This window comes from Flavobacterium sp. (assembly GCF_050696275.1).
Taxonomy (GTDB): domain Bacteria; phylum Bacteroidota; class Bacteroidia; order Flavobacteriales; family Flavobacteriaceae; genus Flavobacterium.
This window is the reverse complement of sequence record NZ_JBOGUT010000010.1, coordinates 1-22,634: the sequence shown is the minus strand read 5'-3', so window position 1 is coordinate 22,634 and position 22,634 is coordinate 1. Positions and strand designations below refer to the sequence as shown.

Here is a 22,634-nt window from a genome sequence, read left to right as displayed (position 1 = left end):
AAAGACTTTGCAAACTTTGCGTAAACCTTTGCGAACTTTGCGGTTAAATAAATAGAAAAAATGAAATTAGCTACATACACAATAAATCACATTGTACCAAGATTAGGCGTTGTTCTGGATAACCATATGATTGATCTGGAAGATCTTGCCAAAATTAAAAAGGAATCTCTGCCAAGTACAATGCTGGATTTAATCGATTTAGGGTTACCTGAAGTGGCAAGAATCCAACTCTTAATTGACAGTTTGACTGCAGAAGAAAAAAGCAATTGTGAATACCCGCTTTCAAACGTAACATTCCTTGCTCCTATCCCTAAACCGCGAAAAAACATCATCGGTATTGGATTAAATTACACGGAACATGTAGCCGAAAGCGCAAGAACATTGGATACTTCAAATGAATTGCCGCAACAACCGGTAATTTTCTCTAAGCCGCCAACAACCGTTACAGCAACCAATACTGAAATTTTACACAATACAAAACTGACACAGCAATTGGACTGGGAAGTCGAATTAGCTGTGATTATCAGCAAAAAAGGAAAATATGTATCAAAAGCGGATGCTATGGATTATGTTTTCGGATATACTGTAATCAATGACATTTCTGCCAGAGATTGCCGTCGTTCGGGTCAATGGATTGTTTCTAAAGGACAGGATACTTTTGCTCCTATGGGACCAATTTTAGTAACTAAAGATGAAATTCCAAACCCACACAATTTGAACTTATCTTTAAAGGTAAACGGTGTTGAAAAACAAAATTCAAACACCAAATTCATGTTATTCAATATCAATGATCTGATTGAAGATTTGAGTACGGTTTTCACTCTTGAAGCGGGAGATATTATTGCCACTGGAACTCCTGCAGGTGTTGGTGCCGGCAGAAATCCTCAGGAATGGATGTGGGACGGAGATGTAGTAGAAGCTACTGTTGAAGGAATTGGGACAATTGTAAATACAGTTAAAGAGATTTAGTTTTCGTTTTAGAAAAACAATAAAGACTTTGCGAACCTTGCGAAAAACTTTAGCGAGCTTTGCGGTTAAAAAGAAAGACAATGAAAAAATTTAGAATAGGTCAAATAGTTCCATCTTCAAACGTAACGATGGAAACCGAAATACCAGCCATTTTCCGTTCTCGTGAAACCATTTTACCGGAACGTTTTACCTTTCATTCCAGTAGAATGCGAATGAAAAAAGTAACCAAAGAAGAATTAGAAGCCATGGATGCCATGAGTTTAAAATGTGCTCAGGAATTATCCGACGCTCATGTAGATGTCATGGGTTATGCTTGTTTAGTTGCTATCATGAGTATGGGCCGTGGTTATCACTGTGTTTCGGAAATTAATTTACATCAGGAAACCATTGCCAACGACTTCCCTACTCCTATTGTAACCAGTGCCGGGGCTTTAATTAACGGGTTGAAAGTTCTTGGTGCCAAAAAAGTGGCTATCATTACACCTTATATGCGTCCGTTAACGGATATGGTTGTTGATTATATCGAACACCAAGGTTTTGAAGTAGTAGATTCTATTGCTTTGGAAATTCCTGATAATTTAGAAGTAGCGGCACAAGATCCGATGAATTTATTAGAAATCTACAAACGATTGGATTTAACAGGTGTAGACGTTTTAGTTGCTTCGGCTTGTGTTCAAATGCCTTCTTTGGAAGCTATTGATCAGATTCAAAAGGAAATAGGTATTCCTGTCACTTCTGCTGCAGTCTGTACGACATACGAAATGATGAAAAAACTAGGTATCGAAGCTAAATCTTCTATTGGAGGAGAATTACTAAACGGAAAATATTAAGTTATGAAAACTTCTATTCTAGGCCTGCGTACCACAATTTACAAAGTAAGCGATATTAGCAAGGCTAAAGAATGGTATGCCAAAGCTTTTCAAACGCTTCCTTATTTTGATGAACCTTTTTATGTAGGCTTTAATATTGCCGGGTACGAATTAGGTTTACAGCCTGAAGAGCAGTCTGGTCAGAAAACGGATGCTGTGGTAAGTTATTGGGGAACAAATGATGTTGAAACTGATTACAACCATTTTCTAAGTCTGGGAGCAAAAACCCACGAAGCACCACAAAATGTAGGCGGCGAAATTGTAGTTGCTGCCGTAACTGATCCTTGGAATAATGTAATCGGATTGATTTATAACCCGGAATTCAGGCTCTAAACAGTATGACGTCTATAGAAATTTCTAATATCCGTTTAAACAATCAGCAAATCACAGGTTCAAAGTTTGAAACTGTAAAGGATTTGGCCGGTTGGATGGGTGCATTACAGGCACAGGATTATGCCATGTCAAAATGGGCATTAGGAGTTCGATTGCCTGGTTTTAGTGATTTTATAGTGGAAGAAGCGATCAATAAAGGAGAAATTATCCGAACTCATTTATTAAGACCTACATGGCATTTTGCCTCTTCTGACGATATTTATTGGATGCTGGAATTGTCTTCTCCTCAAATTAAGGCTTTAATGAAGTCAAGGCTGAAAGAATTGGAACTTTCTGAAGCAATACTGTCCAAAAGTAATGCAATCATAGAAAACGCATTATCGGGAAACAATCATTTAACCCGTGAAGAATTAGCGACTCTATTCAATACATCAGGAATTGCTACTAACGATAACCGCCTGTCCCATATCATGACACATGCTGAAATGGAAGGGATTGTATGTAGCGGTGCTGTTAAAGATAAAAAGCAAACTTTTGCCATCCTTTCGGAAAGAGTGGTAAAAACAAAAAGCTTTACAAAAGAAGAAGCATTAGCTAAATTGGCACGGAATTATTTTTCGAGCCACGGCCCAGCTACATTACAGGATTTTATCTGGTGGTCCGGTTTGCCTGTCAGAGATGCCAGAGCTGCTTTGGAAATGGTAAAACAGGAATTTATTTCTGAAACAATTGATTCCGAAATGTATTACCTTCCCAATGCTTTTTCCATTCCAAAAGATAAAACGAATAGTATTCATTTACTGCCTGCTTTCGACGAATTTCTTATCAGCTATAAAAACAGAACAGCCTCACTCCTGCCTGAAAATCATGGTAAAACGATTTCAAAAAATGGAATATTTAACCCGATTATTGTAATAAACGGAAAAGTAGTCGGTTTATGGAAAAGAACAGTCAAAAAAGACACGGTAATTATAGAAACTGATTTTTTCCAGCCCACTAATCCTGAAATTGAAGTGCTTTTCAATGAAAAAAAAGAGGCCTTTGGTATTTTTTTAGATAAAAAAACAGAATACAAAAATAAAACGGGTACATAATCTTAAAGACTGGGCAAATGGTTTACAAAATTCCAAAGAAAATACTGGCTCGGAAAGATGAAATAACCATCGAATATTTTGCTATAGTCGAACAGCATATCAATGATTTTTTGTCTGGTAAAGCAACTGATTTTTATGAAATTCGGGATTTCGCAGAAAAAATGTTCATCCATCCCACACATTTAAGCAATACAATAAAATTGACCACAGGAAAATCACCGTGTTATTTTTTCGAAGAACGTATCGTCGCTATTGCCAAAAGTAAATTAGAAGAAAATAAAATGTCAATTACCGAAATTGCTCATTTCCTTACTTTTGATCCTTCTAATTTTACCAAATTCTTCAAACGCTTTGTTTATCAGACACCTAAACAATACAGAGAAACCTTCCTTACTGCTGCTTCAAAAGCAAAAAACTGAAACTGTCACCATTTTGTAAGCCTCTTCAGTCCCTAACTTTGCATTGTTAATTAAAAACACATAACAATGACAAAAAATAAAATAGCTCTGGTAACCGGTGGTAGCCGTGGACTTGGAAAAGAAATGGTATTCGCTTTAGCTAAGAAAGGACTGGACATTATCTTAACCTATAACAGTAAAAAAGCAGAAGCAGAAGAAGTGGTTAGCCAAATTAAGGCTCTGGGACAAAAAGCCACGGCAATTCAATTAAATGTAGCTGAAGTAAGGACGTTTGAAGCTTTTTTCGAGGATGTCAATGATGTCTTATCCAAAACATTTCAGACAAATACTTTCGATTATCTGGTAAATAACGCTGGAATTGGTATTCATGCTTCTTTTTTGGAAACAACAGAAGAACAGTTCGACACTTTAATGAATATTCAGTTTAAAGGAACTTTCTTTCTGACTCAAAAAGCTTTACATTTTATGGCTGACGGCGGGGGAATTGTAAATATTTCTACAGGATTAGCCCGATTTTCTTTCCCGGGATATGCGGCTTATGCTGCTATGAAAGGTGCTGTAGAAACACTCACTAAATATGAAGCAAAGGAATTGGGTAGCCGACAAATTAGAGCAAACGTCGTCGCTCCTGGTGCTATTGAAACCGATTTTGGCGGTGGTGTAGTTCGTGACAATGCCGATATGAATAAATCTATTGCAGCAGCTACTGCTCTTGGACGTGTAGGCCTTCCTGACGATATTGGCAGTGTTGTCGCTTTCCTGTGTACTGATGATGCCAAATGGGTCAATGCACAGCGAATTGAAGTTTCGGGTGGTATGATGTTGTAAAAAAAGCTCTTTAAAGAGCTTTTTTTTATTGAATTTTTATAATTATCAGTCTATTTTAAAGCCAATTTTCTTTTATTTATAATAAGCTGAAACACCTGAAACAACGCTAATCCTATAAAAAGTAAGGGGATATATTTTGAAAGCGTATTCTGATGGATAATTCCGGAATAAGAAATACTTCCAATACCTAAAATTAAGACTAACATCCCAAAAAATGTTCCCAAAAGTGTCCCAGCGATATAAAACCAACTCAAACTACGTCCTTTAAAAATATAATTACCATTAACTAAATACAGGTTCCAACTCATCCAAAAAGGAACTTGGGCAAAATTAATACAGCTGAAAAACAGGCCGGTGAGTAGCGTAGGATATTGCAGTAGTGAACTGTAATTATTCCTATCTTCGCTAACATCAGTATTTGAGGTGTAGAAATAATAGGCCAGAAAAAGCAGAAAGAAAATGGAGAAAACAGAAATTCTTTGCTTCCATTTTGCATTCAATTCTAATCTATGGGCAAATTGCAAAGTGGCATAAATCACCATCACTTCAATAAGAACAACCCCAAATAAGTAATAAACCAATTGGGTCAGGTTTGTTTTCAAATAAATCTGGAAACCAATAAGATTCAGATATCCCAAGGGTATCGAGCCTTCGAAGCTTACTGCGAAACCGATAAAAATGTTTTTTACTGGTTTCATGTTAAAAATTTAAAATCTTACTGTTTTGTTCCAAATGTTGGCGGTATTGTTCCATTCCTTCCTTATGACTCAAAAATGTAGTTCCTCTTTTATTATTGGCCACACTGATTTCAAACATATACGAAATGTGTCGGGCCAATTCCTTCCAAGCGAAGAATATAGAATGGTTTGGATCATAAATATGGGTAGGTTCGCTGGCAGCTCCGTTCAATTCGACCACAGCAAAGTTTTTACCTTGTTCCAGATCAGAAGCAGATTGGTACATAATGTCCATTCTTCCAAAATAAAACCCAGGAATCTGAAGGCACATTTCATTGATACTTTCATTCAATTCCGGTGTAATCAAATGGCTGGCATCTATAAATTTAGCGCCTCTGCAATGATTACCATATGGAACCATATTTTGTTTTTCTCCTTCGTCTAAAACTTTAGATAATTGCTCCTTATTCTCTTTTTCTAAGGATTTTAACTGTAATTCATATCTAGGGTTTTGTTTCAGTAAATCAGTAATTGTGGAAACACCGTCTCCGGTAACTATTAAATATTCTTTGCTTACAATTCCGGTAATTCTTCCTTTAGCTTCGTGAGGATAACGAACATAAAAAATACCTATTTCGTTTTGATAAGGAATAAGATCTTGTATCAGGTAATCGAAATTGGCCTTGTCATGGTATTGCTTCAATTCTTCTATAGAATGGATTTTTTTTACTGCCGAACCTCTTAAACCTATATCCGGTTTTGCAATTAGTGGGAAGAAAAATTTAGAATGGTCCAGTAGTTCTTCAATGGTTGCAAATGGTGTGTTTTCTTTAACAAGTTCCGTTTTTGGATAATAACGCTGCGGAATCAAGTCGTAAATCTCTTTTTTACTGTCCATGATAAATCCACCGTTTTTCATCCCCGGATTAGAGGCATTAAAAAAGAATATCGTTTTTACTTTTAAAGCATAATAAGCCCACAAAAAATAAATCGGAATGTACACTATTTTGTACGGCCAATATTCCCAATTCGTAAGTTTATGTAAAAATAACCGCATCAGACGACAATAAATGAATTAGTAAATTGCTTTTCTTGAATTAAGTCAAGATGATGAAGCACCACTTTGTTTTTTTCAACGATAGTTTGTGTAATACTTAGTGTTTTCAATACTTCATTTCTGTTTATAACCAATCCGTTTTCAGAATTTCCTTCTTCTGTATAACGATGAAAATTCATCATTTCTGCTTCCGAAACGGTCACTTTGGTTTCAAAAAAAGCGAAAAACCAACTGGCTCTTCTTTCCCTTATTTCCAAAGGATATAACGTAGCCGATGACCAGATATGGCTTTTTGTTTCGTCCAGTTGTATGGTCTCTTTATTTTCTCCATCCCAACGCAATTGAAATAACATCAGGTTTTCGAAAACCACGAGTGTAAAAGGTTCAATAGCATCTAAATCAATAGAATGCCAATATTTTAATATCAAATCAGAACCTATGAGATCCAAAACAATAAGTCCTCTGCTTTTTCTGTAACACTCTTTTGGAACGTGTTTCTCTTTAGCTCCATTAAGCAGGACAATCACATTTGCGTTTTCATCTACTGCATACCAGGTTCCTCCTGCTTTGGAATCTTTTGGAAAAAAAACATTCTTATGATGGATCAGATAATTTCTGGGTTCAATTGCTTTGGGCCGCAGCACTTTTTCATCTCTGTTGGAAGTAATGATATATTTACCGTTACTATTTACAAAACTTACTGTACACATTGTTTTCTATATTCAATAGTGGATGGAGCAACACCAAAATTCTCATGAACTGTGATGTTTTCCAAATGGTAGGCTGCTACTTTAATCAGTGCCTGGTGATGGATACAGTGCTCCAGATTGTAGAGTACTTCTCTGAAATAATTGGTTTCTATAACAATACAATTCCCTGAAATAGTCTGTTCCAGTGCTATATTTTTGTTCTCTTTCTCGATAGATTCCAAAATAGCATCAATACAGGTAATGGCATAATGGGTCTCTGTTTCGATTTGTCTGTTTCTGCTTCTGTTGTCATAATTCAAAATCCCTTTCTGGTAGGAAATTAACAAACATTGAAAAAGTTCAATAATATGTCTTGTGTGTTCTCCCACAGTGGAATCTCCCAAAGAACATACCGGAAAAATATATTCCGCATCCGATAGCTGGTTTAGTAAATCTTTTAAATCGCAAAGGGTATGTTTTACAGCACTGAAATCCATAATTACTTTCTTAAAAAATTAATATCGTTTTTATAGCGGTACATCAAAATCAGACTGAAAGAAAACGTAACTAAAGCTAAGGTGAATAAAGTTCCGTTATCGTCATTAACTTCTATTCCTAATATAAAGAGATGTGATAGTATGGCAACAAACATGGTTCCCATTGCGGTAAATGCGGCATAAAACCTTGTTTTGTCAACAAACAACAGCACCGAAGCTATCAATTCAATAATACCGGAACTAATTCTTCCAAACGGTTCTGCTCCCAGTTTCGTAAATATATAAACGGATTCCGGTCTGGCAGTAAATTTAAAAAATAATGTCTGAAGTAAGATAACTGCTACAATTATTTTTAAGGCTCGATTGATATAAATGGCTTTCATAGCTGCTTAATTTTGAATTTTTTTCCAATTAACATCGGCACTGGCTTTCAGTCTTTTCTCATCCTTATTCCAGCTTTTCAGTGTATTGGTTAAAAAAGCATTGTAAAAAAGATAAAGCTTGCCATCCGTTATTTTAAATGTTTCGGGATTAATTTCCACTTTTTTGCCGTAATCACCCATTGCAAAGGCACACCATCCGCCATATTGCGGCTCGTAATCTGCCGGGTTTTTCGAAAAAGCAGCGGCATTTTCTTTGGAAGAAAAATAATAGGTTACTCCTAAATAATCTGAAGCTAATTCTTTCTTGCCTTTTATTGCTTTATGCTGTTTAAAATAAGCTACGGGATCGTAACCTTGAATGGCAATTTTATTTTCTAAATTAAAATGAGCTGCTTTTCTCGCTGTTTGGGAAAAGCCGGAAAAGGTTAAGAAAAGGGTAACAAGTAACAATGCATTTTTCATAATAAATAGTATTTAAATTAATACTGTAAATGTATAACGGGCTGAAAAATGCTTTTGTCGGCTACTTTACAAACAGACTGAATTTTATTAAAGCCCTGTAATGTTGGGTATTACTATTTCTTTTCTGTTGTATTCTAAAAGACCGTTTTCAACCAACTCGTTTAGCAATGTAGTGGCAGTTTGTCTCGAAGTACATATAATCTGAGCAATATCGTTTTGAGTCAGGTAATTTTCAACAGTCACTTTATTATCGTTAAATACACCTTCTTTTTCAGCCCAGTCTTTCAGGAATGTAATAAGCCTTGTTTTGGCATCTTTAGAAACCAGGTTGGTGTAATTGTTTTTTAAGCGTTTCATTTTCAACCCTACAAATTTGGTATAACCTAAAGCCAGATTGGGGTTTTTCAGCATTAAGTCTTCAAAATCGGATAAAAGGAAACTGCAGATAGAAACTTCATCGGTTAATACCTTAGCATATTCATTGACCATGCTGTCACTTTCCAGAGTAAGCTCGCCAAATAAATCTCCTTTTTGGATTATATCTTTAATTGTTTCATTACCATCTTCATCCAAAGAGACGATTTTTATGGCACCTCTTTTCAAAAGGAAAATTCTAGGGACTTCAGAATTTGAAAAGTAAATAATCTCTCCTTTATTGGCTTTTTTAAACCCTACAATGATACAAAGCTGCTTTATTTGAGCAAAACTCAATGCTCTAAATAATTTATGATCTCTTAAATACCAATATTTTAATTCTTCATACATAGATAAAAAGGTAAATTCTCAGGCTGAAACATCTTAAAAACAAGTTTGAATATACGGAATTAATATGAAAAATCAATCCTGAAAAAGTAAAATGATTTCCAAAATAAAGGTTCCTATCGAATTATTAGTATAAGTAAAGCCAAAAGTAATCACTTGGTAAAGAGTAGTATGTCAGCTGGTTTACATTTGGCAATAATCTTATCTCATCTGCAATAATTAAGTGTTTAAGCCTTTTTTTAACATTTAAAACACTGATTATCAGTAAAAAATTAACAAATGATACGGTTTTATTGTACTAATCAGCTGATTATTTAATGTAATTTTATCCCATTGTTTCCTAAGATAATACCACAAGATTAACCCTTATGAAAAAGAATGTATACATACAAATGTTTTGTATGATTGTGCTTTTTTGCACGTTTCAACTAAATGCCCAATCAGGGACAGTGACTTTGGCTGTTAACCATGATTTGGATAGCACATCTCCTATTACATCCACACTTCAACAATTTTTAACATCAAAAATGGCTGCCGAACAAAGGCTTGTCAATACAACTGCTGCTTCTCCGGAAGTTAATGCAGGCACAAACGTACAATCTGAATTTAACCTCAAAGAACTGGTCAGGATTTAAAAACAACTGTAAAACATATTCTTTAGGTCTTTCTATGAAATAAATACCACTATCATATTTCATAGTTTTAATTGAAACCACGGATGCACTTCTCCGTGGTTTTCCTTTTATTAGGAAGCCATAATAGCAAAAGCGCCCTGAAAACAAGGCGCTTTTTTATAAAATACAATTTGTATTATTCTCTGGTCAGCTGAAAAGAATTAGGATTATTCAGTACCTGAACAGTAGGATCAAAAGGAGCCCCGGCTTTTGCAAATCCTGAAGCATCCGGTCTAAGGTATTTATCCCATACAGATTCTAAAGAAACAAATGCCATATAATTTACTGAACTGTAAAAGATTGAGTTTCCTGCCGTAGTATTACTTGGTGCATAGATTCTCCATTTTTCCCATGGCCCAACAGCTGTTCTGTTTACACTTACATCATTATCCCATGATTCAGCAGTCACATAAAGATTGTTCTTAAGACATTGAAAAACAACTTCGTCTCCTGTTTTTACTTCTGCTGTTGAAGAAGGATTGTTTGGGTTTATAATTTTAAATCTGGCCCACGGCATCCAAACATCGTTTAACCAAGGTGAAGATGTATTCCATGCTTTATTGATTGTAGCATCACCATTAGCTTCACCTGTCATAAATTTTCGGCTCTGTACATGAGAAATAGTCATAATATCTCCGTAAGCCATAAAGCGGCTGCCAGTTTTTGATTCTGTAGCAGCGTTAGCATTTTCATTAGAAGTTGTAGTTGATACATCGTCTTTATCACAAGAGACAAAGAATAAAAAAGCAAAAGCAATGGCTAGTTTTGAAAGTTTTTTCATTATAATTTTGTTTAAAAGTTATGGGGCAAAACTAAAATGGAATTCTTCCCAAGACTACTAAAAATAGGGTTTTGTGACGAATCCCCACTATAATAGTGACGAATTCTGTATTTCTTATCTTACATTCAATTACCGCTGTGACGAAATCCTATTTTTATGGGATGACTTTTTTTTAACATGTTTTTACTTTCAAAAGAGTTAACGTATACTAACATAGTAAACCTCTTGTTTATCGGTTAAACCAAATAAAAAACGCCTCGTTAACCAAGGCGTTTCTATTTAAAATCGATTAGATTTAAGACCATGAACCTGTTCCTCCTCCAATTCCGGCTACTGTAGAAACCGAACCGGATTGAAAACTTCCAAGTAAATTTGAACTGCCGTCAAAAAACAAGATACTGGTGTAGGCAAAAGCACAATTGAATTGCATGCTCTGTGTATTGGCATACAAAAGATTGATATCGTCTGTATAAACGTCTCCAAATAAAGCACCACCACCTGGAGAAGAGATTCCTCCCCCTTTTCCATTAAAAGTTTCACCTCCATCTACGGTAACCTGAAATTTAAGAAAAAATATCATACTGACTACGCTGCCGGTAGCCGGATAAGAAGTAGAAGCAGTTAAGATTTGTTTTTTTACGGATGAAATAACTTTATCATCTAGTTTGCCGGTCATTGCAGTGTGAAAATCATGTGCTATGATTTCTCTGCTCACTTTTTGCTGAACTGACGTATCAGTTCCATTTAGGGTGTTTGACATGATGTTGTGTTTTGTTTACCTACTCTTTGTTAAGCTTTTCGGTTTCCGCTATAGTTAATTAGTTACTATAAAATTACATTTCATCTTGTATACTTATAAGAGTAATAGTACCCTATTAAAACTCAGGTAGATTCACGTAGCTCCTATGCATCTAATTTGTAACTAGTTACATAAAACCATATCAAATGTTAAGAAAGTTTACTAGAGAGGTGATACAGCCTGAACAGTAGGTGTTTTTAGTAAAAAGACAACAACGGCAAGCTCAATGCGATAAAATACGGTTGCATGAGAAATATTTTACAAGATAACTGTTCAACTTATTTGAATTTTAAACAGAAATAAATACATTTATAAAATAATTCCTACGTTAAGTTGTTTTGGATTACTGCCTAAAAACAGGCAAAGCAACCTTAACAGGAAACAGACAGATACCCCAACTGTCTTATTATTATTATTGGGATAACTAACACAAAAAACTTAAGTTATGTTAAAGAACATTTTAAAATTGCAAGGAGCAAAAGAATTAAGCAAAAACGAACAAAAAGCAATCAATGGTAAAGGCGAAGGCGATCTTCTGGCTTGTCGTTGTCCTGATGGTCAGCTTGTCGTTGCTCACGGAGACAATTGTGCTCAGGTAATCAACGCTTTTTGCGCTCAGGAATCTTAATTCTCCGCTTTTGGAATAAAAGAAATCCCCGAGTACTTGGTATTCGGGGATTTTTTATTTGATAAGCCTGCTTCAATTTATTTATTAACTAACAATTCTTCTTCAGTAGTGATATCTACTACTGCATAAGTTGGAACTTTCACTATTGCCATTTCATCAAGAACATCAACTAAATTCCCATAATTAGACTCTTTGCTTGGTTTGATAATTACAATGAGCCCTTTTTTAGGATCACCAGTTTGGCTTACAACAAGATTACTTTTTTTTAGTAATTCTTTACGTAATGCGTTTTTCACGGAAGTTAATAATTTAGGCTCCTCCAATGGATTAAATAAATTTCCAGAATAAGTTACAATACGATTATCTTTTCCAATCAAAATTGTCACAACCCTACTACCTCCAGATCCAAAACCACAAATAATATCACCTCCGCAATTTGATCCGCCAGGCATTCCCAAATCCATTATATTGGGTCTGGATAGAAAAGAGGTTAAAATAAAAAATATAATGAGTAAGAACGAGACATTTACCATTGGTGTTAAATCTACTCTTGGATGTAGTTTTTTACACTTTGGTGTAATTGATTTTCTACCAAAATCATTGCTTCTTTCGCTCATACTATTATTTTTTGTTATATAAATATATCAAAAATAGTGGTACTTAAATGCTAAAAAACAAAAACTACTACTAACTGTATAGCATCTTTCTCATAGTCACTAAAAAAGTTTCTTCTTTTTCTTTATCAGGAACCTTTATCTTAGGGGTTATTTAACAAAACATACGGTTTTTATGTAACACGTCTTTTTTTTAAAAAGTAACTTTATAGAATCTTCAGTTTAAAAGGCTTCATTATGAAAAAAAAACAATTTTCATCGCTATTAATTTGCTTTTTAGCATTTTTTTTAACAATCCAATTACACGCTCAAGTGGGTATAGGAACAGTAACACCTAATGCAAGTTCAGTTTTAGAGTTACAATCAACCACTCAAGGACTTCTTACACCTCGGATGACTACAGCTCAAAAAGCAGCAATTGCATCACCTGCAAATGGTTTATTCGTTTATGATACGGATTTAAAAGCGTATAGTTATTATGATTCCTCATCGACAACTTGGGTTAATATAACACAAGGAAGAACAAATTTTAAAAGAATAAAATCTACTGATGTTTTGGCTACTGTTTTAGCTGCCGAATTAGCTGCAGGAGGTGGCTCTAAATATCTTTTAAACACTTCAACTTTGTATGAGATTAATGGAACCATTGCAGTTAATTTTCCTATTGAATTAAATAACGCTTATGTCGTTGGTTTGGATTCCAATGAAGATAAATTAGTGAGAACCACAGGAGATTTGTTTACAGGAACCACTGGCGGTACCATTAAGGTACTAACATTAGTGGCCTCTACTGGTAATGTGTTTAATATAAATGGTGGAGGTACACAAAATTTAATTTTTAGAGATACAGTAATTGCAAGTTCTGCCAATGTTGGTGTACTTCAAAGTTTTTCTTTAATCTTTGCTAGTGTAATTCAGTTTGTCGGTAATACAAATGGAATTATATATAGAGACGTTTCAAAATTATTATTAGACAATCAGGCATGGTTTGGAAATAACACAGGAACTTTTGAAAAATATGAAGGGACTTTCGCGACCATTCAAAAGCAGGGTGGTTTTTCAGATGTTAACGGAGCAGCTATAGGGGTTGATGTATCTTCCAATCCATCAGTTGCAAACGGAATAATGTATAGTGTTAATTTTACTGGTACACTTACCACCGGTCTTTATGTAAAACCATATACAGTAGGCACTTACACAGGATACGGCTTTGACAACAAATGGGAGGTTAACAGTTCGGGAATCCCTTTGGAACGCGATATTTCTGCTGTTGGAGATGTCAATTTTGATTTAGCCGTTGGCTCAGGGGTGTTGACTACATTAACGACAGGCGTACCTGTTAAGATAGCAGGAACAACTACTGCAAATAATTTTTTCAGAGCTTCAAACGGAAGTACAGACAATAGATTGTTGTACTTGGGAAATAAAAAAAGATTTTTTACCGTAAATGCTACTGGTTCTTTTCAGGCTACAAACGCTGCTAATACCATTTATGTTTTTTACATTGCCAGAAACGGGACGGTTATAAGTCGTTCAAAAACATACCTTTTTACAACTAATACTACCGATCTTTTTGCTTTTCCTTTGCAATGCGCAGTAGAATTATCACCAAACGATTACGTAGAGGTTTTTGCTGAAAGATTTAGTGGAACAAGTAATATGCTTACCGTTTCATTAAGTCTTTTTATGAAATAAACCAAACTACTTCACTATAGGTGAAAAGCACTGCTATGCCAACTTTTGCATCTCGTACAAGAAAGCATCGTCCTGATAATACACCACGGGCGAGTACAACCACTCCAACAAAGGTGCATTCGATTTGGCTAGTAATTTTACGGCTTTCCGCAAATCCCATCCAGAACCGTCCAGATCATCTTCCGTCATAAACTCGATCACATCAGGTTGCTCCCAAAGCGAAAGGTAATAATCAGCCTCGTGTTGGTATATAAAACGAATGTCATAATCGCTGTCTGGAGAGGCAAATCCCCAAGCGCGACTTCCTGATTCTACAGCATAGAGCACTTTTACGTTGTGTAGCTTTTCTATTTCCTGTAATTTCTGTAGTATTTTTTCTTTCATCGTATCTTCTCAAATTTATTAAAAAAAGAACTACAAAACCAGGTATAAATACGGTTTTGTAGTGAAGTTATGCACAATAGCATCATAATATACCCAAACGTTTTCCCAATTTAAACTACAAAGTCTTACTGTCGCTAAGGGAGTGATTTGAACCTCCATCTTTTGGATATTTTTGTATTCTCATTAATCCTCTCTACTCCCGTCATCTGCCATTCTCACCATCTTAGGAGTAAATTTGGCCACAACATCCACTAAATCCTGCTGTGAGGCCATTACTGTGTTGATATCTTTATAAGCCATTGGAGCCTCGTCTAATCCAGCACCAATTAATGTCACACCGTGATCTCTTAAAATGGTCTGCATCTCCGTTTTAGTAATGCTTTTTATCGCTTGCGTTCTGCTCATTTGTCTTCCCGCTCCATGTGATGCCGAATTGATAGCTTCCTCCTCCCCTTTTCCTCTCACTAAAAATCCTGGTGCTGTCATACTTCCCGGAATAATTCCCATCACACCTTTTCCAGCCGGGGTTGCTCCTTTTCTATGTACAATCACTTCTTCACCATTCCAAATTTCTTTCCAGGCAAAATTGTGGTGGTTTTCTATTTTGGCTAAAACAGCAGCTCCCAATGCTTTTTGCATTTTAGTATGAATAACTTCATGACAGGCTGAAGCGTAATCTCCGGCCAAATTCATTGCAATCCAATACTCCTGACCTAATTGGGAAGACAAATCTAAATAAGCCAGGTTTCTAGCCTGATCTGGCAGCTTACAGTTGTCTTTAGCCAATTTAGTATAGTGTCCGGCAATCATGGCTCCCATTCCTCTGGAACCGGAATGTGTCAATAAAGCAACATACTTTCCTTTTGGAATGTTTAAGACAACATCATCTTGTGTGAATTCTAAAATACCAAATTCTACAAAGTGATTGCCACCACCGGAGCTTCCTAATTGAGACCAGGCTTTATCTTTCAGGTTTTTGATGAAAGGATTTTCGTTAAATTCACCTCTTTCCAAAACAGCATGATCTGATTTATACTGACCTTGAAAACCGTGTCCAGCCCCAAATCTTGAATGAGCAATCAATTCTCTTTTGAATTTAGCTTCATTTTCATAATAAAACGTTTCCGGTATATCATATACAGATAAAGCCATTCTGCATCCAATATCAACACCAACACCATAAGGAATAATTGCGTTATTAGTGGCTAAGACTCCTCCAATAGGCAATCCATACCCTTGATGTGCATCAGGCATCAAAGCTCCGGCTACTGTAACAGGCAACTGCATGGCAATATCCATTTGTTTTTTGGCCCCTTCTTCAATATGATTGGCTCCAAACAAACTATAGGCTTTTGGGTTCGGGTTTAAGACAATTAAATCTTCAGGTTTTTCGTTTGCTTTTTCGATGATAGCAATAGCTAATGGACTAAAAACAGCATCTTCTATATAGTTTTCCGGCGTTTCCAAAATATTTTTATAATGGGATACCATCTCTTCATAGGTGTAACCGTTTCTTTTTCTGTTTATTTTTAATGCAATTCCTATGATTTCTCCTTGAGCATATCCTAATGCCATTAAATCGTTTCCGTTGATTGGTGTTTTCATAATTCTAAATTTAATTCTTTTTTGTAACCTTGATGAGATTCGAACTCATATTCCCTCACGGGCATTGCGGCTCTAAATACGCTTCCCTACTTTCCCTAACGATTTCGGTGCTTCTGTAAATTCTACCCATTAGTCCGCGCGGGTCTAACCGGAATATCCGCAAACACTACAGTAAGTCAATTTTGCTGTAGGCTTTTCCTTTTAAGCTACAAGATCATTTTGATGGTACAAAGTTGAAAACCTCCTGCGCAATTATTTTGCGTAGTAAAAAGGAATGTCTATTTTTGATCAGCAGGAACATAAAAATTAAGAAAGGAATATTACGAATGAGTCTACAGCAAAAATTCACGGAATTACTTTTAAACATAGGCTTTTCAGAAGCAGAAACAAAAACCAACTGGATACTGGTAGAAAAGGCTTATTCCAAAAAATCAAGGCAGTATCATAACTTAAACCATCTCATGGAAATGATGGCATGTTTCGATACGTATGTTTCCGCGTATCAATTTCCAAATGAGCTGCTGTATGCCATTTTCTACCACGATTATGTATACAATAGCACTAGGAAGGATAACGAGCTTAAAAGCGCCGAATTTGCCCTTAGCATACTGCCGCAAAATGCCGCCATCGATAAAAAGAAGGTCTTCGATATGATTTGTGCAACCAAAGACCATCAAAACAATGGTATTGAAGAAGAAAAGTGGCTCATCGATTTCGATCTGAAAATATTGGCCAAAGATTGGGAGGACTATAAAGTATACTTTGAACAAATCCGAAAAGAATACCGAATCTACCCTGATTTCCTTTACAAACCGGGAAGAGCCAAAGCATTACAGCATTTTTTAGAGAATGACTTTATCTTCCAAACGGAAGAATTCAGAGCGTTATACGAAGCAAAAGCAAGGAAAAACATCCAAACGGAAATTGAATACCTTACCCAATAATTCCTAAAAATGGCTCAAAATAAAAACGCACTTATCCGCTATAAAACTATTGATAAATGCCTTCAGAATCAATACAGAACCTGGACGCTGGAAGATTTAATGGAAGCTTGTTCCGAAGCTTTATACGAATACGAAGGGAAAGAAAGCCCGGTCAGTAAAAGAACCGTTCAATTGGATATCCAGCTTATGAGAAGCGAAAAACTGGGGTACAATGCCCCTATAGTGGTATATGATAAGAAATACTATAAATACGATGATGAAGACTATTCCATAACGGATATTCCATTAACAGAAACGGATATCAATGTGCTCACAGAAACGGTTTCGATGCTCAAGCAGTTTAAGGATTTCTCATTATTCAGCGATGTTTCGGATATCCTGCAGCGCTTGGAGGATAAAATCTATGCGGAGAAATCACATACACAGCCAGTAATTCATTTAGACAAGAATGATAGTTTAAAGGGCTTACATTTCTTAGATGAAATTTATCAGTCCATTATTAAAAAAGTAGTTCTGGTAATCACCTATAAGTCATTCAAAGCCAAAGAAGAACAAAAATTCAATTTCCATCCTTTTATCCTCAAAGAATTTAATAATCGTTGGTTTTTAGTAGGTCGTAAAAAAGGAAGTCAGCCCATAGCAAACTTAGCCCTGGATCGAATCATTGCTGTCGATTATGATTTCAACATGCCGTATCTGGAACAAAAATTTGATGCCGAAAGTTTTTATAGAAATGTCATCGGAGTAACTGTAAATACAGGGGTAAAACCAAGACGTATCGAACTTTGGATAGATCGCCTTAATGCGCCTTATGTACTCACCAAACCCTTGCATAATTCACAACGTTTAATCAAGGAAAATGAAGACGGCAGCATCATCATTCATCTCTTCCTGATAGAAAACTACGAATTCGAACGTATCCTATTGGGTTTTGGTAACGGATTAGAAGTGCTAAGACCCAAAAATTTAAGAAAACGAACAATCCAGACACTGCAAAAAACAGTCAGAATGTATGCCGAAAAACAGGAACTACAACAGGAACAGCAAGAATAAAGAAAGCGGCTATTTTGCCGCTTTCTTATAGTAATTAATCGTAAGAATGGATTATTCTTTTACTAGTTTATTTCTGATCAGACCGGTAGTCGTTTCTATGGCAATAAAATAAATGCCTTTTTTTAATGAATTTACATTCATCTGCTCTTTATTTCTTTTTCCTTCGAATTTCTCTTCTTTAACCAGGTTTTTATTAATGTCGAAAACAGAAACATTCGTAATGAACTGATTGTTCTCTAACTGGATGTTCAGGTTGTCTTTTACAGGGTTTGGATACAAGCTCACTTTAGAAAGTTCCTCTTCTTTCGATATTCCGTTTGGATCTTCTGTTTCAAGCACCGTCACCTTACAGGTATCATCTACCCTGATCAAGGCTGATTTACTATACCAGGTAGGCTCACCTGTAGCAATGGTGATCTTGTAATAACGGGTTGTGCCAGCTTTAGGCCCATTTGTAATGATCCCAGACATTAAATTTTTGCTTGGAAAAGGCGCTATAGTAAACCCACCGTCACCTACAAAAGGATACGCATCGATAATGGCCTGGATGTTTCTGTTCCCTGCAGGAGCCGAAGTCAAATACCAGTGCCCCCAATCAAAATTACCGCTCACACCCCACCAAAGATCACACTCAGCCACTCCCATATAATATTTGGTTTCTAATTCACATGAGTCCGTATTAACATACAAATCAGAAAACATGCATAAGTTAACCGGTCCGCCAAGGTTCGGTACCACAGTTCCTGAGGCTCCTAATGTAAAGTCAGGTTTCGCACCGGAAAAAGTAATAAAGCTACTTGTCTTTAAAGCGTTCTGGTCCGTACCACAATTTGATCCTCCAGTGCTTGGATCAAAGGTAATAATGACTTGATAATCATATTTTGTACCTGCAAGCTGCTGGACAGTGGCAAGCCCTGAATAGGTATTCTCAGGATCCTGGTGTATCGGGAAATGCGGATTTCCTGTTATATTTGTCCAGCCGGTTTGTGGAAGAGGAGAAATCTTTCTTCTTTGTAAAACCACAGTAAATTTACCATAGCATACTGTATTATTCAGGGACAGGGCATGCAATACTACATCGTAATAGCCTGGATAATTCGTACTTGTTGTAGCACTGCTAACACTTACACTTGCCGTAATCGCAGCAAAAAGATTGGAACTCGTAAACATCAGAAAGATGCTGATGGTCAATAATGTTTTTTTCATGATTATTTTGTTTAAAGTTATTCCTACAAAAGTATTTTCAATCAAAAAACTAACGACCTCAAAATAGGCACTTTGTGATGAACCCCCTGCATAATAGTGATGAATTTGTATTTCTTTACTTACATTATTTTTCTGCAGTGACCAATAAGGAGATTTATGGGATGCTTTTTTGAAGAGGTTTGAATTACCATTCATTTTAAAAATTACATCCCTGAAATAAACTTCGATATAAATCAGAAGACTATTTTGTCTAATTCCGGCAAATACGTCTCTCCTACCGGGATTTCTTCTTGTTGAATGTAGACTGCTTTCCTGCTTTTCTGTTCTACTTTGTCAATTCTGACAATATAAGAGCGGTGTATTCTCAGAAATTCCAACGGATCTTGTACCAAGGAAAGAAAATCACCTATTTTTCCTCTTACCGTATAGGTTTTCGCTACTGTAGCAATGTCAATATAATTGCCCGAAGATCGCACAAACAGTATTTCCGATGTCCTGACCCGAATATCTTTCCCGGATTCCTTAAACGTAAAGTAATTGTCCTTCATCTTGATTCTTTTCAGCAGCAGGCGCAGCAATTCCCTTACGATGTCTTTGTTATAGCTCAATACTCTTATTTTGAAGAAGAAGTAAATAATGGCTCCTACGGCTAGTGTCATAAAACCCAAAAACCAAAACGTTTTCCAGAAAGGCTTGTCAATGTGAATGGGCAGGACAATGCATTCTTTCGAAAAATCCCGGCCATCCTCCATTACTTTTACTCTTAAGGTATAATCACCAGGTGGCATATAGGCATAGGAAAACTTCCTTTCCCCTGTTGTCTTCCATCCTTTATCAAGTCCTTCCATTTTGTAGCGGTAGGCTATGGCCTTCTTGCCGGAAAAGGAAACCGCTTCCGCAACAAAATCAATCTGGTTTTCGCTAGGGCTTAACTGCATTTTTCTCCTGTTGCCTAAATAAGACGTATTATTAATGTAAATGTCTTTGAGCCTCAGAAAATAGTTTCTTTCAGATAATAAGGCAGCATATTTTTCCTTAGAAATAACACTAAGTCCTTTTGCCGTGCCTATATAAATGGAATCTCCAATGACTTCCAAATCTTTAATCTGATTACTCAGCAGTCCATTGGCCGTCGTCAGATAGTCTACTTTATAGGTCGTAGGAGAAGAAAATCGAATCCTGTTCAGGCCGTAATTCGTGCAGGCCCAAATGGTATTGGAGTTTTCCACATATACTTCAGTAACAATGTCACTAGACAATCCCTTTGCCTTATCTATAGCATAAACACTATTTTTCAGCGTATTGTAAACCACCACACCCTTGCCCAATGTAGCAGCATACAAAACACCATTATACGGAGTGTAATCAATGTCGTCAATGCGATAATTGAATAAAGGGCCTTTTTTTCTGTAAATCTTACCGCCTTCCAGAATCTTTAATCCATCCATGGTGGCCAAATAATTTTTACGTCCAACATGCGAAATGTCATGGATTCTGAAGATCATCGTATCTGAAAACACCTTATTCTTTTCCCAAATCGTAATCACACCATACTGGATAAGGCTTAGTACTGATGGGTTGTCATCCGAAATCTTGGTCACTTGAATATAATTGTTGTCTTTTAAGGTATTTCCTAAAAGCAGTTTGCCGTTATGGGAAAAAACAACCTCGTTTTTGTCTTCATAAAACTGAGCAAAGGCAGGAAAACTAGCGGTGGCTTTTTTAATCTTGACCACGGGTCCTTTTTTTTCCTTCTTATAGATATCGCCGTTATAAGTGCCTATATAAAGATTTTGATTGTTGTCTTTTGTCAGCGAATTAACTACTTTGTTTTCCATTTTCAGGGTTCTTACCTGATTTGGATCGGCATAATATACGCCGTAATCAGTCGTAGTGACCCACAACCCTCCATAGCAGTCCTTCGCAACATTAGTGATAGTGGCATGAGGCAAAAACCGGGCAATGCATTTCCCTGAAAAATCAAAGATCTTCAATCCATTGCTTCGATAGCCAATCCAAAAATGGTCTTTGTCCAGCTTCCCTCCGGATATTGGCTGGGCATCTCCATTGGTAATTTTTATTGATGGGGCGTTGGCTCTGAGGATTTCAACCAGGTTTTCTGTAACCAGCAAATGGCATCCTGGTTGTAAACAAACGGTATTTCTGTAAACACCCTGTTTAGAAGGCAAAAGAATAGGAGATGCTTTTTTATTGGATCTAAAATAGACCCGTTGTTTGTTATTAGCAACAAAACTGTGCAGGTAGGTGATTAAAGCACTTTCTTTGATTCTTTGATTTCTGTTGAGAATAGGCTTGCTTATTTCTGTTATTTTTCCTGTTACACTGATAGAAAATAACCAATCCCCGTTAGACAAATAAAGCGTACCGTTTTTAGCTACAGCCAGGCTCTTAATGTAAAAAGATATTTTGCCGTATTTGTTAAGAATGGAATCTACAAGATGGTTGTACTTATAGGGCACGAAACGATTGCTGCCGTTTTCAAAATAGAATATCTTTTTGTTGAAAGTACTGCACCACACCTGCCCGTTCTCCTGCGGATAAAAATCAAAAACGGTAATATCGGTCAAACCGTCTTTGGGTTCGTATTTTTTAAACTCATACCCGTTGTATTGGCAAAGACCTCTGTCAGTCGAGAACCACATGGCTCCGTTTTTATCCTGAAAAACACCGTACACTTCATTGCTCGGCAGTCCTTCTTCTGTGGTGAAATTTTTAAATTCCTGTGCTTTTACTGAAAAATAATGAACAAATAAAAGAATAAAAAGAGCGTGCTTTAATTTCATGGCAGTGTGTCGGTTAAACAGAAAAAGGGGCTTTTGAGCCGTTTAAAGGAATTCGGTTTTATTACAAAAATTCCTCTAAAAGATGTCGCTCAAAAATAACAATAAAATTCTTTCAGAAAAACAAACATCGCTGTCAACAGTGTTAAAATATTAAAGAAAATGCAAGCATTCCAATTCTCTGAAAAAAAACAACAAAGAATCATCCGCCCCACTCTTTTACTTTTTAAATACTTCTTCCAAAAGCCATACCAAAACCTGTATAGTTATTTTAGGACGATACAGTCTGAAATATCAATCATGGTGTTAAGGACAGTATTCTTTAGCTTCTCATCGGCTAATTCTTTCTCTAATCTTTTAATACTTTGGGCTGGAGTTTCTTTAGATTTAGCCATAAACAAAAGGTTGGGT

At 36.2% G+C, this 22,634-nt stretch carries 24 protein-coding genes and 1 pseudogene; 11 read left to right on the top strand and 14 right to left on the bottom strand.

Going from position 1 to position 22,634, the window contains the following annotated elements; genetic code table 11:
* Window positions 1-60 precede the first annotated feature (60 nt).
* The 6 genes from ACRDEC_RS07115 (at window position 61) to ACRDEC_RS07090 (ending at window position 4,512) form a co-directional block, all read left to right on the top strand.
* Window positions 61-969: a fumarylacetoacetate hydrolase family protein gene (locus ACRDEC_RS07115; protein WP_431497646.1), complete on the top strand. Its 909-nt coding sequence runs from the start codon at window positions 61-63 to the stop codon at window positions 967-969.
* A gap of 80 nt (window positions 970-1,049) precedes the next feature.
* Window positions 1,050-1,799: a maleate cis-trans isomerase family protein gene (locus ACRDEC_RS07110; RefSeq protein WP_431497645.1), complete on the top strand. Its 750-nt coding sequence runs from the start codon at window positions 1,050-1,052 to the stop codon at window positions 1,797-1,799.
* Between the two features lie 3 nt (window positions 1,800-1,802).
* A complete protein-coding gene (locus ACRDEC_RS07105; protein ID WP_431497644.1) occupies window positions 1,803-2,171 on the top strand; it encodes a VOC family protein in 369 nt (122 codons plus the stop codon).
* A 5-nt stretch (window positions 2,172-2,176) separates the two neighbouring features.
* Window positions 2,177-3,265 (top strand): winged helix DNA-binding domain-containing protein, encoded by a 1,089-nt coding sequence (locus ACRDEC_RS07100; RefSeq protein WP_431497643.1) that lies wholly within the window; start codon window positions 2,177-2,179, stop codon window positions 3,263-3,265.
* Window positions 3,266-3,282: 17 nt separating this feature from the next.
* Window positions 3,283-3,684: a helix-turn-helix domain-containing protein gene (locus tag ACRDEC_RS07095; RefSeq protein WP_431497642.1), complete on the top strand. Its 402-nt coding sequence runs from the start codon at window positions 3,283-3,285 to the stop codon at window positions 3,682-3,684.
* A gap of 66 nt (window positions 3,685-3,750) precedes the next feature.
* On the top strand, window positions 3,751-4,512 hold the full coding sequence (locus tag ACRDEC_RS07090) for an SDR family NAD(P)-dependent oxidoreductase (protein WP_431497641.1): 762 nt from the start codon (window positions 3,751-3,753) through the stop codon (window positions 4,510-4,512).
* A 50-nt stretch (window positions 4,513-4,562) separates the two neighbouring features.
* On the opposite strand, the gene ACRDEC_RS07085 is transcribed toward ACRDEC_RS07090, so the two are convergent.
* From ACRDEC_RS07085 to ACRDEC_RS07055, 7 genes are all read right to left on the bottom strand, one after another.
* Window positions 4,563-5,210 (bottom strand): hypothetical protein, encoded by a 648-nt coding sequence (locus ACRDEC_RS07085; RefSeq protein WP_431497640.1) that lies wholly within the window; start codon window positions 5,208-5,210, stop codon window positions 4,563-4,565.
* Between the two features lies 1 nt (window position 5,211).
* Window positions 5,212-6,192, bottom strand: coding sequence for a D-alanine--D-alanine ligase (locus tag ACRDEC_RS07080; protein WP_431497639.1), 981 nt, complete (start codon window positions 6,190-6,192; stop codon window positions 5,212-5,214).
* 53 nt (window positions 6,193-6,245) lie between these two features.
* Window positions 6,246-6,956, bottom strand: a complete 711-nt coding sequence (locus ACRDEC_RS07075; RefSeq protein WP_431497638.1) for an NRDE family protein — start codon at window positions 6,954-6,956, stop codon at window positions 6,246-6,248.
* On the bottom strand, window positions 6,944-7,432 hold the full coding sequence (locus tag ACRDEC_RS07070; protein WP_431497637.1) for a DinB family protein: 489 nt from the start codon (window positions 7,430-7,432) through the stop codon (window positions 6,944-6,946). Before ACRDEC_RS07070 ends, ACRDEC_RS07075 begins: the two co-directional genes overlap by 13 nt.
* A 2-nt stretch (window positions 7,433-7,434) precedes the next feature.
* On the bottom strand, window positions 7,435-7,815 hold the full coding sequence (locus tag ACRDEC_RS07065; protein WP_431497636.1) for a DoxX family protein: 381 nt from the start codon (window positions 7,813-7,815) through the stop codon (window positions 7,435-7,437).
* A gap of 6 nt (window positions 7,816-7,821) precedes the next feature.
* Window positions 7,822-8,277, bottom strand: coding sequence for a YHS domain-containing (seleno)protein (locus ACRDEC_RS07060; RefSeq protein WP_431497635.1), 456 nt, complete (start codon window positions 8,275-8,277; stop codon window positions 7,822-7,824).
* 87 nt (window positions 8,278-8,364) lie between these two features.
* Complete coding sequence (locus ACRDEC_RS07055) at window positions 8,365-9,042, bottom strand: Crp/Fnr family transcriptional regulator (protein ID WP_431497634.1); 678 nt, start codon at window positions 9,040-9,042, stop codon at window positions 8,365-8,367.
* Window positions 9,043-9,407: 365 nt separating this feature from the next.
* On the opposite strand from ACRDEC_RS07055, the gene ACRDEC_RS07050 reads away from it, so the two are divergent.
* Window positions 9,408-9,674: a hypothetical protein gene (locus tag ACRDEC_RS07050; protein WP_431497633.1), complete on the top strand. Its 267-nt coding sequence runs from the start codon at window positions 9,408-9,410 to the stop codon at window positions 9,672-9,674.
* Between the two features lie 175 nt (window positions 9,675-9,849).
* Here ACRDEC_RS07050 and ACRDEC_RS07045 read toward each other — a convergent pair whose 3' ends face one another.
* Together ACRDEC_RS07045 and ACRDEC_RS07040 are read right to left on the bottom strand one after the other, a co-directional pair.
* Window positions 9,850-10,494, bottom strand: coding sequence for a hypothetical protein (locus ACRDEC_RS07045; protein ID WP_431497632.1), 645 nt, complete (start codon window positions 10,492-10,494; stop codon window positions 9,850-9,852).
* 295 nt (window positions 10,495-10,789) lie between these two features.
* Complete coding sequence (locus ACRDEC_RS07040) at window positions 10,790-11,254, bottom strand: VapA/VapB family virulence-associated protein (RefSeq protein WP_431497631.1); 465 nt, start codon at window positions 11,252-11,254, stop codon at window positions 10,790-10,792.
* Window positions 11,255-11,738: 484 nt separating this feature from the next.
* On the opposite strand from ACRDEC_RS07040, the gene ACRDEC_RS07035 reads away from it, so the two are divergent.
* The gene (locus ACRDEC_RS07035; protein WP_431497630.1) at window positions 11,739-11,921 is read left to right on the top strand and encodes a hypothetical protein; all 183 of its coding nucleotides are present in this window, start codon (window positions 11,739-11,741) and stop codon (window positions 11,919-11,921) included.
* A gap of 77 nt (window positions 11,922-11,998) precedes the next feature.
* On the opposite strand, the gene ACRDEC_RS07030 is transcribed toward ACRDEC_RS07035, so the two are convergent.
* Window positions 11,999-12,538, bottom strand: coding sequence for an ExbD/TolR family protein (locus tag ACRDEC_RS07030; protein WP_431497629.1), 540 nt, complete (start codon window positions 12,536-12,538; stop codon window positions 11,999-12,001).
* A gap of 234 nt (window positions 12,539-12,772) precedes the next feature.
* On the opposite strand from ACRDEC_RS07030, the gene ACRDEC_RS07025 reads away from it, so the two are divergent.
* A complete protein-coding gene (locus ACRDEC_RS07025) occupies window positions 12,773-14,230 on the top strand; it encodes a hypothetical protein (RefSeq protein WP_431497628.1) in 1,458 nt (485 codons plus the stop codon).
* Between the two features lie 36 nt (window positions 14,231-14,266).
* Here the strand turns inward: ACRDEC_RS07025 and ACRDEC_RS07020 are convergent.
* Both ACRDEC_RS07020 and ACRDEC_RS07015 read right to left on the bottom strand, forming a co-directional pair.
* A pseudogene (locus ACRDEC_RS07020) lies at window positions 14,267-14,614 on the bottom strand (nucleotidyltransferase domain-containing protein); the annotation flags it as partial.
* Between the two features lie 183 nt (window positions 14,615-14,797).
* Complete coding sequence (locus ACRDEC_RS07015) at window positions 14,798-16,219, bottom strand: RtcB family protein (protein WP_431497627.1); 1,422 nt, start codon at window positions 16,217-16,219, stop codon at window positions 14,798-14,800.
* A gap of 326 nt (window positions 16,220-16,545) precedes the next feature.
* Here ACRDEC_RS07015 and ACRDEC_RS07010 point away from each other — a divergent pair, with 326 nt between their 5' ends.
* Complete coding sequence (locus ACRDEC_RS07010; RefSeq protein WP_431497626.1) at window positions 16,546-17,163, top strand: HD domain-containing protein; 618 nt, start codon at window positions 16,546-16,548, stop codon at window positions 17,161-17,163.
* 9 nt (window positions 17,164-17,172) lie between these two features.
* Entirely contained in the window at window positions 17,173-18,216 is a 1,044-nt protein-coding gene (locus tag ACRDEC_RS07005) for a helix-turn-helix transcriptional regulator (protein ID WP_431497625.1), read from the top strand.
* Between the two features lie 51 nt (window positions 18,217-18,267).
* Here ACRDEC_RS07005 and ACRDEC_RS07000 read toward each other — a convergent pair whose 3' ends face one another.
* Both ACRDEC_RS07000 and ACRDEC_RS06995 read right to left on the bottom strand, forming a co-directional pair.
* A complete protein-coding gene (locus ACRDEC_RS07000; protein WP_431497624.1) occupies window positions 18,268-19,617 on the bottom strand; it encodes a T9SS type A sorting domain-containing protein in 1,350 nt (449 codons plus the stop codon).
* Window positions 19,618-19,655: 38 nt separating this feature from the next.
* Window positions 19,656-22,226, bottom strand: a complete 2,571-nt coding sequence (locus ACRDEC_RS06995; RefSeq protein ID WP_431497623.1) for a ligand-binding sensor domain-containing protein — start codon at window positions 22,224-22,226, stop codon at window positions 19,656-19,658.
* Window positions 22,227-22,634 lie beyond the last annotated feature (408 nt).

Excerpts from the sequence above, each read along its gene's own strand:
- ACRDEC_RS07115 (WP_431497646.1), top strand. The coding sequence starts at position 61 with ATGAAATTAGCTACATACACAATAAATCACATTGTACCAAGATTAGGC.
- ACRDEC_RS07110 (WP_431497645.1), top strand. The coding sequence starts at position 1,050 with ATGAAAAAATTTAGAATAGGTCAAATAGTTCCATCTTCAAACGTAACG.
- ACRDEC_RS07105 (WP_431497644.1), top strand. The coding sequence starts at position 1,803 with ATGAAAACTTCTATTCTAGGCCTGCGTACCACAATTTACAAAGTAAGC.
- ACRDEC_RS07100 (WP_431497643.1), top strand. The coding sequence starts at position 2,177 with ATGACGTCTATAGAAATTTCTAATATCCGTTTAAACAATCAGCAAATC.
- ACRDEC_RS07095 (WP_431497642.1), top strand. The coding sequence starts at position 3,283 with ATGGTTTACAAAATTCCAAAGAAAATACTGGCTCGGAAAGATGAAATA.
- ACRDEC_RS07090 (WP_431497641.1), top strand. The coding sequence starts at position 3,751 with ATGACAAAAAATAAAATAGCTCTGGTAACCGGTGGTAGCCGTGGACTT.
- ACRDEC_RS07085 (WP_431497640.1), bottom strand. The coding sequence starts at position 5,210 with ATGAAACCAGTAAAAAACATTTTTATCGGTTTCGCAGTAAGCTTCGAA.
- ACRDEC_RS07075 (WP_431497638.1), bottom strand. The coding sequence starts at position 6,956 with ATGTGTACAGTAAGTTTTGTAAATAGTAACGGTAAATATATCATTACT.
- ACRDEC_RS07070 (WP_431497637.1), bottom strand. The coding sequence starts at position 7,432 with ATGGATTTCAGTGCTGTAAAACATACCCTTTGCGATTTAAAAGATTTA.
- ACRDEC_RS07065 (WP_431497636.1), bottom strand. The coding sequence starts at position 7,815 with ATGAAAGCCATTTATATCAATCGAGCCTTAAAAATAATTGTAGCAGTT.
- ACRDEC_RS07060 (WP_431497635.1), bottom strand. The coding sequence starts at position 8,277 with ATGAAAAATGCATTGTTACTTGTTACCCTTTTCTTAACCTTTTCCGGC.
- ACRDEC_RS07055 (WP_431497634.1), bottom strand. The coding sequence starts at position 9,042 with ATGTATGAAGAATTAAAATATTGGTATTTAAGAGATCATAAATTATTT.
- ACRDEC_RS07050 (WP_431497633.1), top strand. The coding sequence starts at position 9,408 with ATGAAAAAGAATGTATACATACAAATGTTTTGTATGATTGTGCTTTTT.
- ACRDEC_RS07045 (WP_431497632.1), bottom strand. The coding sequence starts at position 10,494 with ATGAAAAAACTTTCAAAACTAGCCATTGCTTTTGCTTTTTTATTCTTT.
- ACRDEC_RS07040 (WP_431497631.1), bottom strand. The coding sequence starts at position 11,254 with ATGTCAAACACCCTAAATGGAACTGATACGTCAGTTCAGCAAAAAGTG.
- ACRDEC_RS07035 (WP_431497630.1), top strand. The coding sequence starts at position 11,739 with ATGTTAAAGAACATTTTAAAATTGCAAGGAGCAAAAGAATTAAGCAAA.
- ACRDEC_RS07030 (WP_431497629.1), bottom strand. The coding sequence starts at position 12,538 with ATGAGCGAAAGAAGCAATGATTTTGGTAGAAAATCAATTACACCAAAG.
- ACRDEC_RS07025 (WP_431497628.1), top strand. The coding sequence starts at position 12,773 with ATGAAAAAAAAACAATTTTCATCGCTATTAATTTGCTTTTTAGCATTT.
- ACRDEC_RS07015 (WP_431497627.1), bottom strand. The coding sequence starts at position 16,219 with ATGAAAACACCAATCAACGGAAACGATTTAATGGCATTAGGATATGCT.
- ACRDEC_RS07010 (WP_431497626.1), top strand. The coding sequence starts at position 16,546 with ATGAGTCTACAGCAAAAATTCACGGAATTACTTTTAAACATAGGCTTT.
- ACRDEC_RS07005 (WP_431497625.1), top strand. The coding sequence starts at position 17,173 with ATGGCTCAAAATAAAAACGCACTTATCCGCTATAAAACTATTGATAAA.
- ACRDEC_RS07000 (WP_431497624.1), bottom strand. The coding sequence starts at position 19,617 with ATGAATGGTAATTCAAACCTCTTCAAAAAAGCATCCCATAAATCTCCT.
- ACRDEC_RS06995 (WP_431497623.1), bottom strand. The coding sequence starts at position 22,226 with ATGAAATTAAAGCACGCTCTTTTTATTCTTTTATTTGTTCATTATTTT.